At 39.1% G+C, this 17066-nt stretch carries 14 protein-coding genes; all 14 read right to left on the minus strand.

The window, feature by feature from the left end:
- Positions 1–53: 53 nt before the first annotated feature.
- The 14 genes from RM541_RS12520 to RM541_RS12585 all read right to left on the minus strand — a co-directional run bounded on the left by RM541_RS12520 (position 54) and on the right by RM541_RS12585 (position 17063).
- Positions 54–2072, minus strand: coding sequence for a sensor histidine kinase (locus RM541_RS12520; protein ID WP_311500486.1), 2019 nt, complete (start codon positions 2070–2072; stop codon positions 54–56).
- A 437-nt stretch (positions 2073–2509) separates the two neighbouring features.
- Positions 2510–3745, minus strand: coding sequence for a tagaturonate epimerase family protein (locus RM541_RS12525; RefSeq protein ID WP_311500487.1), 1236 nt, complete (start codon positions 3743–3745; stop codon positions 2510–2512).
- Positions 3746–3757: 12 nt separating this feature from the next.
- Positions 3758–4564 (minus strand): SDR family oxidoreductase, encoded by an 807-nt coding sequence (locus RM541_RS12530; RefSeq protein ID WP_311500488.1) that lies wholly within the window; start codon positions 4562–4564, stop codon positions 3758–3760.
- A 272-nt stretch (positions 4565–4836) separates the two neighbouring features.
- Complete coding sequence (locus RM541_RS12535) at positions 4837–6030, minus strand: Gfo/Idh/MocA family protein (RefSeq protein ID WP_311500489.1); 1194 nt, start codon at positions 6028–6030, stop codon at positions 4837–4839.
- An 11-nt stretch (positions 6031–6041) separates the two neighbouring features.
- On the minus strand, positions 6042–7658 hold the full coding sequence (locus RM541_RS12540) for a UxaA family hydrolase (RefSeq protein WP_311500490.1): 1617 nt from the start codon (positions 7656–7658) through the stop codon (positions 6042–6044).
- Positions 7659–7676: 18 nt separating this feature from the next.
- Positions 7677–9140, minus strand: a complete 1464-nt coding sequence (locus tag RM541_RS12545; RefSeq protein ID WP_311500491.1) for a tagaturonate reductase — start codon at positions 9138–9140, stop codon at positions 7677–7679.
- 18 nt (positions 9141–9158) lie between these two features.
- The gene (locus RM541_RS12550) at positions 9159–10448 is read right to left on the minus strand and encodes a TRAP transporter large permease (protein ID WP_432264565.1); all 1290 of its coding nucleotides are present in this window, start codon (positions 10446–10448) and stop codon (positions 9159–9161) included.
- Positions 10445–10912 carry a TRAP transporter small permease gene (locus RM541_RS12555; RefSeq protein WP_311493279.1) on the minus strand — a complete coding sequence of 156 codons (468 nt, stop codon included), beginning with the start codon at positions 10910–10912 and terminating at the stop codon, positions 10445–10447. The genes RM541_RS12550 and RM541_RS12555 overlap by 4 nt, the downstream gene beginning before the upstream one ends.
- Positions 10913–10916: 4 nt before the next feature.
- A complete protein-coding gene (locus RM541_RS12560) occupies positions 10917–11897 on the minus strand; it encodes a TRAP transporter substrate-binding protein (RefSeq protein ID WP_311500492.1) in 981 nt (326 codons plus the stop codon).
- Between the two features lie 24 nt (positions 11898–11921).
- Positions 11922–12947: a sugar kinase gene (locus RM541_RS12565; RefSeq protein WP_311500493.1), complete on the minus strand. Its 1026-nt coding sequence runs from the start codon at positions 12945–12947 to the stop codon at positions 11922–11924.
- A 96-nt stretch (positions 12948–13043) separates the two neighbouring features.
- Complete coding sequence (locus RM541_RS12570) at positions 13044–13712, minus strand: bifunctional 4-hydroxy-2-oxoglutarate aldolase/2-dehydro-3-deoxy-phosphogluconate aldolase (RefSeq protein ID WP_311500494.1); 669 nt, start codon at positions 13710–13712, stop codon at positions 13044–13046.
- 16 nt (positions 13713–13728) lie between these two features.
- The gene (locus RM541_RS12575) at positions 13729–14769 is read right to left on the minus strand and encodes a PfkB family carbohydrate kinase (protein WP_311500495.1); all 1041 of its coding nucleotides are present in this window, start codon (positions 14767–14769) and stop codon (positions 13729–13731) included.
- A 41-nt stretch (positions 14770–14810) separates the two neighbouring features.
- Positions 14811–16214, minus strand: coding sequence for a glucuronate isomerase (uxaC, locus tag RM541_RS12580; protein WP_311500496.1), 1404 nt, complete (start codon positions 16212–16214; stop codon positions 14811–14813).
- Between the two features lie 87 nt (positions 16215–16301).
- Positions 16302–17063, minus strand: coding sequence for an SDR family NAD(P)-dependent oxidoreductase (locus tag RM541_RS12585; protein ID WP_311500497.1), 762 nt, complete (start codon positions 17061–17063; stop codon positions 16302–16304).
- Positions 17064–17066 lie beyond the last annotated feature (3 nt).

Below are 17066 nucleotides of genomic sequence, written 5' to 3' on the forward strand. Positions count from 1 at the left end.
ATGTATAGAAATAAAAATTTTAAAAGAATCGTTAAAGATTAATTAAGGAATTCCTACTGTTTTTTCTTTAGAGGCAGAGTAAATGAAAATTCCGATCCCTTACCCTCTTCGCTCTTCACTTCTATCTTCCCGCTGTGGCGGTCAATGATTTGCTTTGTAAGATAAAGACCTAATCCTAATCCACTAATGCCTTTTGTATTTTCAGCTCTGTAAAATCTCGAAAATACCTGATCTTGTTGCTCTTTGGTTAACCCAATGCCTTTATCGCGTATTTTAACTTTTGCCGTTCTCTCTCCTACTTCAAGCGTCAGGAAAACTTTATTAGCCCCAGGAGAGTATTTGACGGCGTTGGTTAAAAAATTATTTACCGCCTGCTCAATACGTTGTTTATCTCCTTCTACCAAAGCCGAAACTTCAGATATTTTTTGAATAATCTGGTGTGACTTACAGGAGTGACTAAAAGTTTCTGCTATATCTCTAAGCATTTCTTTAAGGTCAAAGACTTCAATATTATAATCTAGCTTTCCCGCTTCGATCCTGGACATGTTTAAAAGATCTTCAACAAGGGTATTTAATTTGTTAACCTGGCTTATAGATTTATTCAGAAATCGCTCAGACAATGGATCAGATTCTTTCTGCCCCAGTAACTGGAGGTAACCTTTAATGGTAGTCAAGGGGGTTTTCAACTCATGACTGGCCAGAGCAATAAATTCATCCTTTTTAGCACTAAGACTTTTTACTTGTTCAAAAAGTTTAGAATTATCCAGGGAAATGGCTGCCTGGGATGCTATATTTAGTACCAAATCTTCGTGTTCTGCCTTAAATATTCCTTTTTCAGAATGGCCAAATAATAATCCCCCAATCACAGATCCAGATGCAGATATCACGGGTACGGCCATATAACTCGATACCGAAAGATGACCTTCAGGCATGCCCGAAAGAGGTTTGTTATGTCCATATCGTTTATCCTTTTTTACATCAGCTACACGGATAACTTCTTTTCCGTAGAATGTGGAGTGAAACATTTCTGTGTTACGTGGCATACCGAGGTGTTCAAAAGCTTCTCTGGGAGCCCCGGACAGTGTATATAGCTTGTAAGCCTCTCCCTGCTCATTAATGCTATTATAGAAAAAAGCCCCAAAAGCAGCACCGGTAAGTTTCGTTGTGGCATCTGTAACCTGCTGAAGGATTGCCTGAATATCCATACTCCTGGAGATGTTTCTTCCTATGTAATTCAAGATTTCCAGATTCCTTGTATGTTTTTTAATTTCGGACTGTGCCTTTACCTGTGCAGTGATATCCCTGGCTATTTTTGATGCGCCTATAATATTGCCATTTTTGTCCTTGACGGGAGAAACAGTAAGTGATATCACTAATTCTCTGCCGTCTTTTGTCATTCGGATGGTCTCAAAGTGGTCTAGCTTTTGGCCACTTTTTATTTTATTAATAATAAGTTCCTCTTCCTTCATTCTTTCCGGGGGAATAAGAATTGTTATAGACTTACCCAAAACTTCATTTTCAGAATATCCAAAAATCTTTTCGGCACCCTGATTCCAGCTCGTAATGATACCACCTAAATCTTTGCTAATAATAGCATCGTCTGATGATTCCACAATAGCAGATAATGTTGCTTGCTTTATCTCGTCCTCTTTCTCTCCGGTAATATCAATAAGAACATTTTGTGCACCCATCAGGTTTTTATTAGCATCAAAAATAGGCTTTGGATTAGTGAGCAGGTACCGCATCGTTCCATCTGGTCTTTTTATCCTTATTTTTTGTCTTTCGGGCGTAATTCTTCCGCGAAGGATTTGGTTCAGGGGATGTGCTTCCCATGGCATCTGTTGGCCATCTGGATAATAGATTTTCCCCGAGCCACACCAGAGATCCTTACCTATTTCCGGTGTTCTTCCCCAGAGCGCTACAGCTGCCTTATTAAAAAAGGTAAGGTAACCCTCTTTGTCGCAAGTATAGAAAGGCACATCTGTTTCTTCCCACATTTGCCGGAAATCAAGCTGAAGTTGTGCTGCTTTTCGGTTAAAATCATCCTTATTCTCAGAAACAATTGATTTCATAATTCTATCATTACATATAGCTACATCAAAAGGGATTAAACAATTCCTAATGAAGTAAAAATATCAAAAATAGTGAAGAGAGTAGGATATGCTTTTAAATTAAGCAAATGTTTAACGTAACTCATGCTTAAAATATCCTTTAGTACAGGAAGTTGACAAAATTAAATTCACCTGAAGAAGAACCGGTTATGAAGGAAACCGGAATTAATGATAATGGTAATTGTAAACTCTAGACAAAAGAACTGATACTCAGATTTAAAGACTACACATCTCATTTCACCCGCATTGTATATGATAAGAACTCCCCTGAAAATGCCAATTTTAAGAAGCTAATGTTACAGTACATAATCGTTGCCGAAATTTGGCATATTAGGCAGAAGACTTTTTTACAGGTATTCGGTGATTAATTATAATTTCTATAATGATATACTTTTAAATTATGTAAAAAGAGGCTTCAAATGTCTTTTGAAGAGATTGTGGGTAACATTATCTTCAATTTTATCACGGTATTTATCCAACAACTTTGGAAAATCTTTCTTTTCAGCAGCAACTTTATAAGCACAATGTAATAGTTGTCGAAAATTGTCATTATAGGCATCAGACTTTTGGTCGTGACGTAAGGCATCTGCAAACTCATTTCCATTTTTGAAGCTATCTGCAGCCGGAAGTTTGTCATGATTTATAGAAAGTACAGAAACATAATCTTTGGTGAGCTCATCATAACGTTCTAACGCTTCAGTATAAATATCTATTGCGAAATCGAAGGCCTCACCCCCACTTTCTGCCAAACCTATTAACTCCTCCAGCCAGGTAGTACCGGCGGTTTTTAAATGCAATCCAGAATCATGCTTACTGATAAGTTTCTGCATAATCGGGTAAATAGAGAATTTATCGCTGCCGCTATGTACACTGAGTTTTAAATTTTCCGGAAGTCCGAACTCTTTTTTGGCAAATTTCAGCACTAAAAGATCCTCTTCAAATTCTTTTTGAAACTGTTCCAAATTTCCTCTATAATCCACACCCTTATTAAATTCTCCGGTAAATTTTGGAGCAATAGTGTTCACCGGCACTTTATAAAAGGCCAATGCAGCGAGAATAAAGAAAAGTTCTACAGGAGATTGCGGCTCTTCCACTTCATCTATAGAAACTTCAGTAAAAAATTCTTCTTTTTTTTCAGCTTTAATATGATCATAAACCTCTCCTGCTTTCTTCATCGCAAACAGAAAATTGTTCAGCATTCCTTTTAACTGAGCTTCAGAAATGGCAATTTTCGATTTTATTCCTTCTATTTTAAACTCCTTCAAATACTTCTGAAAAAATTCAAGAAATTCTTCTTTATCATTTTTTAAAGCTTCCTTACCTATAAAATCGGCTACATCTATCGTGAAAAAATCACTAACGGGTATATATGGATCAACATTCTCAAGATTGATATGATCTGCATCCACAAGATAATCTCCTGAATAATTTAAAGCGCTCACCGCTTTGTCTGCCTCTTCGCGGGTACTGGCAGGCTTGGTTCCAACCGTTTCATGTTCGCGATTGGATTTGTTCCAGACCGGGGTCACCTCAACCCCTAAATCCTTCATCTTAAGAACAGCCTTTAGCTGCGCACGTCCTTCTTTTTCAAATCTATCACCCGTTCCAAATGAATATTTCCCTAATTTTCCCATAACCAATATTTTTTAAACTCCGCTAAACGCACCAAAACCTCCATCTACAGGAATAACAACGCCTGTAACGAAAGCGGCCTCATCTCCCGCGAGCCAGTTTGCAACCCCCTGAAGCTCTTCGGGTTTTCCAAAACGTTTCATGGGAGTATTATTAATAATTGTTTGGCCTCTGGAGGTAAGGCTATCATCTTTATTAAGCAGAAAATCCCTGTTTTGTTCTCCTATGAAAAATCCCGGAGCAATAGCGTTTACACGGATTCCATCGCCATATTTCTGCGCCATTTCTACGGAAAGCCACTTTGTAAAATTATCTACTGCAGCTTTAGCCGCTCCATATCCCATCACCCGCGTTAGCGCCCTTTCAGCAGCCATAGAGGATATATTTATAATACTTCCATTTTTCTGTTCTACCATCCCTTTTCCAAAAATGAGCGTTGGTAAAACAGTACCTTTAAAATTAAGGTGATTTACCTTATCGAAATCATCCAGATCCAGGTCAAAAATAGATTGATCTGGCGTAATGGTCGCTCCCTTAACGTTTCCACCGGCAGCATTTACGAGAATATCAATAGTTCCATATTCTTTGAGAATGGCATCTTTGGCAGCAAGTAGTTTTGCTTTGTCCAGGACATCTGCGACAAGCGAAAAAGCCTCACCTCCTTCGGCTTTTATCTCGTCCACACGGTTTTGAACGGTATCTTCACTTCTACCAAGAATTCCTACTTTTACTCCATTCTTTGCCAGGCCCTTTGCTATTGCCCCACCAAGAACACCGTTTCCTCCTGTTACTACTGCTACTTTATTTTTTAAACTGAACATTTTTTTATTTTTTGATTTCGGAATTATACTAAAAAGCGAAAAATCGGCATAATCGGAAATTTTTTAATTTTTCAACATAATTTTACCTCAAGTAAAAAAGTCAAGAGTATTAAAAGATAGATTCCGGCTGGAATAAAATTCTCTTCCGGAAATTCTGAAAGCCAATTACTCTAATTTACACAATTATTCCCGGACTCGCGAAATGATCAATGGAAATCCATAATCTTCCTTCGAAATTCTCAAAATTAGATTAGATAAACAATTAGCGGGATTTAAGATAAAACTGAAGGGATTTCCACTTCACTTCCATTTCTTTCCGCTGAAAGATATGCTGCATATATAGTTGCTATAACGTCTGCAGCAAGACTGCTATCGCTTTCCAGAGTCTCGCCATAAGCTAAAGATCTATAGAAAGCTTCCATTTCATGATGATAACCATTAAACCAGCTTTCATCTGGAGAAATATTAGACCAACCCTGTTTTGTTCCGGTTTTTTCTACAACATAAATGTCTTCAAAATTTTCTTCAACAGGATTGTAGGTTTGCATTGCATTATTAGGAGTAAGGTTACATACCGTTCTATGGTTACTGGCATGAACTTCCAGGTAATTTTTTACACCGCCGTGCAGCAGTTCACTGGCTACTATATCGGCAACCGTTCCATCTTCAAAAACTATGTGAGTTAAGGCGTAATCTTCAACATCTGTATATGAATCTTTGAGATGTTTTTCATTCTTATAATTTGGCATTCGGGTAATTGCATGCACTCTGCAGGTTACGGTTTTAGGACGAATAGGTTTTCCATTCCTTGCTTTGCCTTCCACATATTTTAGATAAAGAGCGCCGGCAAGCGGGTGACAACCTTTTCCCATTAAAGAGCCTCCACCAGAGCGTTTCCACTTCCCATAATCTAAGGAATGTGAACCGGAGTGTGATTGTTGTGCCTGGATCCATAAGACCTGGCTTTGGGTTTTTTCTATAACTTCCCGTTCTTTTTGAATTGCAGGTGCATAAATCCAGTTTTCGGCATACATAATTGCCCCTTTGCTCAGTTTTTCGGCCTCGAGCATATTTTTGATACTCCGCAAGGCCTGGTCCAGTCCCTTTTCCCTCGGAAAATCATCTCCGGAAAAATCTTCTTCATCATCACCAAAATATCCCGTTAAAGGCTTTTCGATAATAACATTTTTATGCTCCTGTAAAATTTGAATAGCCAGAGGTTCGTGAGTAACCGGCGGCGTACATAAATGCAGAATATCTGATGCTGCTGTTAGATCCTGAAGGGTGGGGAAGGCTTTTACCCCTTTTTCCTCTGAGAATTTTTTTAAATTTTCAGGATTCCTGGAATAGGCTCCTACCACCTCCACCGTTACTCCATACACACGCTGTAACGACTCAAAATGGAACCGGGCAGCAAATCCCGATCCTACTATTCCTGCACGTACAACCTTCTTTCCTGGCTCCATTTTTTTTCTATTTATAAAGAAACTCCACGTTTCCAGGGGATAAAATCATCCTGATCTAATTGATCTGCTTTGGATTCTTCTTCTCCACTGGCCACTTTAACTATATATTCAAGGATTTCTTCTCCCATTTCTTCAATAGTCTTTTCTCCCCGAATCACTCCACCGGAATCAATATCAATAATATCTGGCATAGATCTGGCCAGGGTAGAATTTGAGGAAACTTTTATCACAGGTGCCACAGGATTTCCTGTTGGTGTTCCCAGGCCGGTAGTAAAAACCACTACGCTTGCACCGGCTCCAACCATGGCTGTTGTACTTTCAACATCATTACCGGGAGTACAAAGTAAATTGAGGCCTGGTTTGGTAACGTAATCGCCATAATCCAGCACATCTTCAATAGGTGAAGTTCCACCTTTTTTAGCCGCTCCGGCAGACTTCATCGCATCTGTAATAAGTCCGTCTTTTATATTTCCGGGAGAAGGATTCATATCAAATCCGGAACCGGCAGCAATTGCAGAATCTTCAAATGCGCGGATAAGTGAAATGAACCTGTCTGCAATTTCATCATTCACACAACGGTTTACCAATTCCTGCTCAATTCCGCATAACTCCGGAAATTCAGAAAGTATTGGGGAACCTTTTAATGCCGATAATAAATCTGAGGCATAACCCAAAGCCGGGTTTGCAGATATACCTGAAAATCCATCAGATCCGCCACATTCCAGCCCTAACTTCAGTTTAGATAAAGGAGCCGGTTCTCTCGGAATCTTGTTTGCTTTTTTTATTTCAGCAAAAGATTCTTTAATGATCGTATTCATCATATCATCTACCGTTCCCATTTGCTGTTGCTCATAAATAAGTACGGGTTTTTGAATATCAGAATTTATTCTCTTTAAAGCACTTTTAAAGATATCTATCTGAAGGTTCTGGCACCCAAGGCTTAAAACGGTTGCACCGGCCACGTTGGGATTATTTATATACCCCGCGAGTAATCGTGCCAAAGAAGCAGAATCCTGCCGTATACCACCACATCCACCCTGGTGCGTAATAAATTTGACTTCAACATTGTCAAATATGCTACTTTCCTCAGGTTCGACATCTGCCATTGCTTCAGAATCTGTACCATGAATAAGGCTACGCAGCAATAATCTTTGCTTACTGGATTTATGAAAAGAGAGTTCGTTTTCAAAAACATCCTTTAAGAGCTCAATGTTCCGGTTCTCACAAAAAACCAGCGGAAAAAACAACCATACATTTTTTGTTCCTACCTGCCCGTCAGGTCTGTGGTACCCATTGAAAGTGCGGTCTTTCCATTTGGAGATATCGGGGGCATTCCACGCGGTAGTTTCTGTTTTCCCATAAGCAGTATTCGCTTCATGCTTTACATTGTCTACCGTTAGAACTCCGCCTTTTTTAATCTCTTCAGTAGCTTTACCTACCAAAACACCATACATATAGATCTTATCTTCAGCTGCAAAATCTACCATGGCAACTTTATGCTTGGCTTTTGTATCGCTTGTAATAAATATATCTTCTCCCTCGAAATTTACCGTATCACCCTGCCATAAATCCACCAATGCAATGGCAACATTATCTTCGGGGTGTACTTTTATCAATTTACTTTTCATAATTTCTCCTTTTTCATCTTATTCAGATCGCTCCGAAAATATCTTAAATCCTTCTTCTATCCCTTTATGATCAATAAGCTCCAGGGCAGATGCAACTTTCTCCTTCAATTGTGGAACTTCGGTTAGATCTCTATCCCAAAAATTGCCATTTTTGAGTACCCTCTCCGCAATTTCATTGTAGCTATTTAATTCCCAGGCTTGTTTTAATTCAGAAGTGGTTTTTTCATCATCTTTTACGGGCAGAATTTCACCATTCCACTCCCCTTTGTAAAACCTTATTAAACAAGCAAACGCAAAGGTAAGGCGCAAGGGTAATCGATTGTACTTTTCCTGAAAAGTAAGAAGACTTGGCAGGACTCTAACCTTAAATTTAGAAATGGAATTAAGCGCAATGCTTGAAAGCTGATGTTTAATAAACGGATTCCTAAACCTGTCAAAAACTTCTTCAGCAAAGGAATTTAATTCTTCTTCTGAAAGTTCAAGAGTAGGATTTATCTCTTCAAATACAGCTTCACTAATGAATTTTCCAGTGAATTCATGATCTACAGTTTCCTTAACGGTTTCATTTCCATAGAGAATGGAGAAAGGCACCATCGTAGTATGTGCACCATTTAGGATACGTACTTTTCTAGTTCTGTAAGGCTGTAAATCGTCAACAATAAGAATATTTTCATCTATTTTATCAAAAGGTATTTTAGACTTCAGCTTCTCATCTCCTTCAATTACCCATAACAAAAATACTTCAGCAGACACGATTAATTTATCCTCCTGCTCCAGCTTCTCCTGGTAAGCATCGATATCGTCCTTTGGGTACCCGGGAACTATCCTGTCTACAAGTGTATTATGAAAATCGTTATGATCTTTAATCCAGCTAATAAATTTGTCCTCCAGTTTCCATAGCGACGCATACTTCAAAATCATTTCTTTAAGAGCGTCTGCATTGTAGTTTATAAGTTCGCAAGGAATTATGCTAAGCCCCTTGTCTTTAGCTCCATTAAAATGCTGAAACCTTTTGTAAAGCAAAGCAGTTACCTTTGCCGGAAAACTGCTGTGAGGGTATCCTTCCAGAGTATCATTTTCATCAAAGGCAATCCCAGCTTCAGTCGTATTGGAAATTAAAAATTCAAGTTGTTCTTCTTTTGCCAGATCGAGGTAAACCTGATAATCTTCATACGGATTAATCCCTTTCTGAATACAGGATATGGTCTCCTGTTCCTGGATTTCTTTGCCTTTCTTTATACCTTTCATAAAAAGGTTGTAAAGGCCATCCTGTTCATTCAGAACATCTACCATACCAACTGCTAACGGCTGAATAACCGCCACCCCTGCATTAAAGTCGGCTTTTTTATTAAGCTTATCGATAACATAATCTACAAACGCCCTTAAAAAATTCCCTTCTCCATATTGGATAACTTTAATAGGTAATTTCTCAGTAATGCCTGCAGTCTCTCTGTTTAAGCTTTTCTTTTTTATTTTTTCCATTTTAAAATATCATTTTAATTATTCAAATAGACTTGGAAGCCATAGGGTAATTTCTGGTATAAAGGTTACTAGCAGCAATACGATAAACATAGCCACATATAACGGCAAGAGGGGTTTTATTACTTTCTGAATAGTTGTGTTTGCAACACTTACCCCTATAAACAAAACAGCACCCACAGGTGGTGAACAAAGCCCCACACAAAGGTTCATTACCATCATTATTCCGAAATGAACAGGATCTACACCCAATGCAACTACCACAGGCAGAAAAATAGGCGTGAAAATCAGAACCGCCGGAGTCATGTCCATAAAGGTTCCAACAAAAAGCAGTAATAAGTTGATGATAAGCAGAATTACAAATATATTATCGCTCAGGCTTAACAAACTATCACTAACAGCCTGAGGTATATTTTCATACGACATTACCCAGGACATACTCATTGATGTTGCTATAAGCAGCATTACAATTGCTGTTGTACCTACCGACCCAAGAAAAACACTGTATAAGCTACTCACCTTTAACTCCCGGTTTATAAAAGAAAGTATTAAAGTATATAGTACTGCGATTCCTGAAGCTTCTGTTGCAGTAAAAATACCTGTTACTATTCCTCCTATTACGACTACCAATAGCAGTAAGCTGGGAAAGGCATGCAGAAAAGTTGTCATTATATGTTTAAAACTACTTCGTTCACCAGCAGGATATTTCTTCTTTTTGATCCAAACTGCAGCCACGAGCATTAAAGCAAGTCCCATTAAAATTCCCGGAAGATATCCTGCCAGGAATAAAGAAGCAATAGAAACACCTCCACTGGCAAGGGAATAAACGATTAGCACATTGGATGGCGGAATTACCAGCCCCGTAGTGGACGCTGTAATATTAACGGCCGCTCCAAATTCGTTTGAATAGCCCTCTCGTTTCATAGCCGGACCTAAAATCCCTCCCATCGCTGAAGTGGCAGCCACTGCAGATCCAGAAATTGCTCCAAACAACATAGCGGCAATTACATTTACATAAATTAATCCACCTGGAAGCGCCCCCATGAGCGCTTTGGCAAAATCAATAAGTCGGTTGGCTATTCCTCCCTGGTTCATAATTTGGCCGGCCAGAATAAAGAGCGGAATGGCCAGCAGAGAAAAACTATCCAGACCTGTAGCCATTCGCTGTGCAACAGTAGTAAAGGCAGCCAAAGAATCTATAGATGCCAGGATTGTGAGTATACAGGAGATACCAATAGACCAGGCTACCGGAACTCCAATCGCCAAAAGGACAACAAAGGATACTACGAGAATTAAAACCTCTGACATCATACTAAATATTTTTTCGGATAAATTATTTCATTGACTTTATAGTAAATAACCAGTATGCCACTTAATGGAACCACGATGTACACGAAAGAAAGTGGTAAATTAAGAGCTGCTGAATACTGCCCAAGCAGGTAATTTACATAAACAAGATTCCCTCCTCCTATAACCAAAACAGTTAAGCTGAACAGGATGATGAGAATATTAATTCCAATACGTAGCCTCACTCTGTTTACCGGACTCAGTTTTGGAGGTAAAATATCAATAGCCAAATGAGTTTGCTGTCCCGAAGCGTATGCTGCTCCTAAAATTCCAATCCAGATAAAAAGGTAACGAGACAATTCTTCTGTAAAAGAACTTGCTGAATCAAGTAAATAACGGGAAAAAACCTGCCATAATACAGACAATACCATCAGAACCATTAGGAGAACCAAAATACCCCCTAAGGTTTTATCCATTTTTGTTTTCATTAATTTAATTTAAAGATTGAATAGCTTCAATTACTTCTCTCATTTCAGGATTCTCCTTAAACTCCTCATACATTGGCTGTACCTTTTCTTTGAATGCATCTTTATCTGTTTCGATAACCTTTACGCCAGCCTTCTGTATTTCCTCGAGTGCCTCCAGCTCTGCCTCACGCCAAATCTCCTTTTCAAATTCTGAAGATTCCATAGCAGCTTCCTTTAACCAAACTTGTTCCTGTTCTGAAAGACTATTCCATACAGGAGTTCCTATTACCAGTATATCAGGCAACGCCGTGTGTTCATCCAGGACAATATATTTACATACCTCATAATGTCTTGAAAGGTAAAAGCTGGGTAAATTATTTTCTGCACCATCAACTATCCCCTGTTGTAGAGCGGTATATAGCTCCCCCCACGCAATAGGAGTAGGCGATCCTCCTAAGAGTTTCACCATATTTATAGCGGTTTGACTTTCCATTACCCTTAGCTTAAGTCCTTCAAGATCTTCAGGGCTATCAATCGGGGTTTTACTATAAAAACTACGGCTTCCTGCATCGTAGAAGGTGAGACCTTTTAGCCGTTTATCGATGCTGGCATTTAAAAAATGCTCTCCAATTTCTCCCTCCAGAACATTAAAACGGTGTTCACGATCTTTGAAAAGGAATGGTAATCCGAATACTTTTAGTCCGGGTGCAAAATTTTCCATCACTCCGGTAGACACTTTTGTCATCCCCAGGCTTCCAATCTGAAGCAGCTCCAGGGATTCTCGTTCAGACCCTAACTGCTGACTTGGATAAATATCCAAAAGCATTTTTCCGTCTGACTTTTCTTTAAGACGTTCGCCCATAAAAACCATAGCCTTATGAACCGGATGACTAACATCCAAACCATGCCCCAATTTGATTACCCGAATGTTTCCACTTTTTTCGCAGCCTGTCAGCAATAATGCCACCAGTACAACAAGAAATGAAGCACTCATGCTACTTCTCATATTTTTATTTTTTTGCTGTATTTATTATCTTTTAATCCTTCCGCTCACATTACCATTAACTACCTCCTCCACTTCCTCGACACTTACCAGATTGGCATCTCCAACATGGGTGTGTTTTAAAGCACAGGCTGCATTGGCAAAATTAAGTACATGTTGATCATCAAAGAATTGCAACCCATATAATATTCCGGCCGCATAGGCATCACCTGTTCCTATCCTGTCCACAACATCCCTTACTTCCAGTTCTTCACTTTGTAAATATTTCTCTCCGGTCCAGGCACGTCCATAAACTTTTTGCCATGAGGAACTTACACTGGTCCGTACTTTATCAAATATCTTTTTAATCGAAGGGTGAGCAGTAATAAGTGCTTTACTGGCAACAACAAAACCTTCTTCATCAAAAGCATAATCAGATTCCAAAATTTCATTTATTTCATTAACACCACCAATAAACACAGAGGAAAGATCTATGAGTTCTGATAAAACATCATTACTTTTCCGCCCATAGTTCCAGAGATTACTCCGGTATGCGGGATCTGTTGTTACAGTGATCTTCTTCTCCCTGGCGATTTCCAGGCCTCTTTTTAAGGTTTGATAAGCACCCTCTGAAACTGCAGGAGATATTCCTGCCCAGTGAAAATAATCTGCATCTTCAAGAATATTTTCCCAATCGACACTCTCGGCGGTAATATTGGCAAAGGAACTATGAAGTCTGTTATAGGAAATCTGGCTGGAACGCATTGCAGATCCTACCTCGAGAAAATAAATTCCCAATGGGTGATCTACTTTTTTAACCGCTGAAACGTCAATCCCAAATTTACGTAAAGCTGCAATTGCAGATTCGCCCACAAAATCTTTAGAAACATTTGTTACATGTTGCACTTCAACTCCCAAATAAGCAAGGGAAGCTGCCACATTCATTTCTGTTCCTCCAAAAAAAAAGTCCAGATTTGAAGCCTGCTGTAATTTCCGGTTTTCAGTAGGGGATAAGCGCATTAACACTTCACCAAAAGTGACTACTTTTCCTTTATGACTTTTTTTCGTTTTCACTTAGTGTTCCAGATTATAGTATAAGCTTATGCTTATAAACCGGCAATGGACAAGATCAATTGTCCATTGCCGATAAAATTTAAATTAATTATTGCACTATTTTTTAAGTCGCTTAATCAACGATAAGGTTTCTTCTACTGCTTTTTGCAGCTTATCAAAATCCTTACTTGCCAGAATATCTTTAGAAATTAATTTAGAACCCATTCCCACACAGGTAACTCCAGCATCAAACCAGCCTTTCAGGTTTTCTTCAGTAGGAGAAACACCTCCTGTAGGCATAATGCTCGTCCATGGACTGGGTCCTTTTACACCTTTAACGAACTGCGGTCCGTAAATATCTCCGGGAAACAGTTTAACTATTTCACATCCCAGTTCTTCAGCACGGGTAATTTCTGTGTGTGATCCACAACCAGGAGACCACAATACCTTACGACGATTACATACAATAGCAATATCTTCCCTTAAAACAGGGGTTACTATAAAGTTTGCACCCAGCTGCATATAAAGGGATGCTGCTGCTGCATCGGTTATAGAACCCACTCCCAATATCATTCCAGGTAGCTCCTTAAGAGCATATTTGTTAAGTTCTCCAAAAACCTCAAAGGCAAAATCCCCACGACTGGTAAATTCCAAAAGTCGGGCTCCACCATCGTAACAGGCCTTTAGGACTTTTTTCCCCAGTTCTACATCAGAATGAAAAAACAGAGGAACCATCCCCGACTCTTTCATTACTGATGCTACTTCTAATCTTGTATACTTAGCCATAATTTCTATATTTCTGTTATCTGGAAACACGTCCTGAGGCGTCTCCTCCCATTAATTTTTTAACTTCATCAATAGTCGCAAGATTCGCATCTCCTTTAATGGTATGCTTTAATGCTGATGCAGCTACTGCGAAATTCAATGCATTCTGATCATCATCAGGATATTGTAATAAGCCATAAATTAACCCTGCCATAAAGGAATCTCCTCCTCCTACTCGATCCACAATATGAGTAATATTATATTCAGGTGATTTCAACATGGTTTTCCCGTCGTAAAGCACTCCGGCCCAGGTGTTGTGAGAAGCTGAAATAGAGCCACGCAACGTAGTAATTACTTTTTTGGCATTTGGAAATTTTTCCATCATCTGTTGACAAACAGACAAAAAGGCTTCTGCTTTTACGTTTTCACCCTGAGTAGTAATGTCCAAACCTTCAGGCTTTATTCCAAAATGCTTTTCAGCATCTTCTTCATTTCCTAAAACGATATCGCAATAAGAAGTAAGCTCTGTCATTATGCCTTCAGGCTCCACTCCATATTTCCACAATTTTGCTCGATAGTTTAAATCTGTGGAAACAGTAAGACCTAAATCTTTAGCAGCCTTTACAGCTTCCAGGCATACATCTGCCGCACCTTGAGAAATTGCAGGAGTAATCCCGGTCCAATGAAACCAATCAGCTCCATCAAAAACTTCCTGCCAATTAATCATTCCTTTCTCAATTTCAGCTATGGCCGAATGGGCACGATCATACACCACCTTACTACCACGGTTAACTGCACCGGTTTCCAGGAAATATATCCCCAGGCGATCGCCTCCAAATACAATTTTATCTACTCCAACATTCCTTTTACGCATTTCCATTAAAGCACACTCTCCAATATCATTCTTAGGCAAGCGTGTAACAAAATCTACCGGCACTCCATAATTGGCAAGAGAAACTGCCACGTTAGATTCGCCACCACCGTATACCACGTCAAAATTGTTTGCCTGAGAAAATCTTAAAAATTCAGGAGGTGCCAGACGAAGCATTATCTCACCGAATGTAACTACTTTTTTCATACTATTCTGGTTCATTATTATAAATTAATTGTCTCTTACTATTAAAATTCAAAGTATTCTTTGGCATTATGGTAACTAATATCTGCAATAGTTTTCCCAACCAACTCTATATCATCAGGTAGTTCGCCAGTTTCCATTTCTTCGCCGAACAAGTTACATAAAACTCTTCTAAAATACTCATGCCTTGGGAAAGACAGAAAACTTCTGGAATCAGTAAGCATCCCAATAAAGCAACTTATTAGTCCCATATTAGACAAAGCATTCATTTGTCTTTCCATTCCATCTTTTTGATCTAAAAACCACCATCCGGAACCAAGTTGTACCTTTCCTTTTACACTTCCATCATTAAAATTCCCGATCATCGTCGCAAAAATCTCGTTATCAGAAGGATTAAGATTATAAAGGATCGTTTTGGTAAGCTTGTCTTTTCCGTCTAACGTATCCAAAAATTTAGATAAATTTTCCGCCTGACTGTAATCTGAAATAGAATCCCAACCAGTATCAGGACCAAGCTGTGCCAGCATTCTTTTGTTGTTGTTTCTTAAGGCACCAAGATGAAATTGCTGTACCCAGCCAAATTCATGGTAAGTCTCACATAGATACAGCAAAATAGCTGTCTTAAACTTTTCAGCTTCCAATTCTGAAATAGCTTCTCCTTCCCTGCTCTTTCTGAAAATACCAGCAATTTCTTCTTCAGTAAATTTCTCGAAAGAGACATAGTTAAGACCGTGATCACAAAGTTTACAACCGTTAGCATCAAAATACTCAATACGCTTACGAAGCGCTTTTTGCAGATCTTCAAAAGAATCAATCTCCATATTAGCTACTTCACCCAACTTATTGAGGTAGTCATTATAACCTTCTGCCTCGATCATCACAGACTTATCAGGGCGAAAAGCAGTACTCAATTTAATACTGAAGTCGCTTTTTGACAGTTTTTGATGATATTCAAGGTTATCTATAGGATCTTCAGTAGTGCAAACCGTCTCCACATTCATCTTTTTCAGCAGTCCACGAGAAGAAAATTCCGGTTGCTGCAATTGTTTGTTTACAGCTTCATAAATACGTTCTGCGGAATCTTCATTTAGCAATTCATCAATTCCGAAGTATCTTTTTAATTCAAGATGAGTCCAGTGATAAAGTGGATTCCTTAATGTATACGGAACCGTCCTCGCCCATGCAAGAAACTTCTCCTTATCTGAAGCATTTCCGGTAATATACTTTTCATCCACTCCTAAAGTACGCATGGCACGCCACTTGTAATGGTCTCCTGCCAACCACACCTGAGTAATATTGTCAAAACTGCGATCTTCAGCAATATCTTTTGGAGATAAATGGTTGTGGTAATCTATTATGGGCTGATCAGCCGAATATTTGTGATAAAGTTCTTGGGCATATTTGCTTTGCAGCAAAAAGTTATCATTTATAAATGTTTTATTCTTCATTTCAGGGTTTTATACTTAATTAATTCTCTTCCGATACGGACATAGATACGCTTTTAAGCGAAGCAGGAAATTTGGTAATTATCGATCTTACCTGCCCATCCATCCACCATCTACCACCATAACCGAACCGCTCATATAGTTACTGGCTTGCGACGCAAGAAAAATAATGGGGCCTTTAAAATCTTCCGGCTCACCCCATCTTCCTGCAGGGATCCTGGATAAAATGCTTTCACTTCTCTCTTCATTATCGCGAAGGGCTTGAGTATTGTCCGTAGCAATATACCCAGGAGCAATTGCATTTACCTGCACTCCTTTGGATGCCCATTCATTAGAAAAAGCCATTGTTAACTGGCCAATTGCTCCTTTGGAAGCAGCATAACCAGGTACGGTAATTCCTCCCTGGAAAGTAAGCAGAGAAGCTGTGAATATAACCTTTCCGCTTCCTCTTTTCAGCATTTCCTTTCCAATTTCCCTGGTAAGTATGAACTGCGCATTTTGATTTACCTCAATCACTTTATCCCAGTATTCGTCAGAATGTTCTGCGGCAGGTGCTCTCATTATAGTTCCTGCATTGTTGACCAAAATATCAATTTGAGAATGCTCAGATTTCACTTGTTCAATAAAAGCATAGAGGGATTTTCTATCTGAAAAGTCACATTGGTAGCCCTGGAAGGTTCTTCCTTTAGCTTCTACGGCTTTACCAATTTCGGAACCTTCAGTTTCCAAAGAAGCTGATACTCCTAAAATATTTGCTCCGGCTTCGGCTAAGGCTTCGGCCATTGCGAATCCTATTCCTCTTTTACAGCCGGTTACTAAAGCTGTCTTACCTTCTAAATTAAACATCTTCATACT

It is taken from the genome of Autumnicola psychrophila, assembly GCF_031846645.1.
GTDB classification, from domain to species: Bacteria; Bacteroidota; Bacteroidia; order Flavobacteriales; family Flavobacteriaceae; genus Autumnicola; species Autumnicola psychrophila.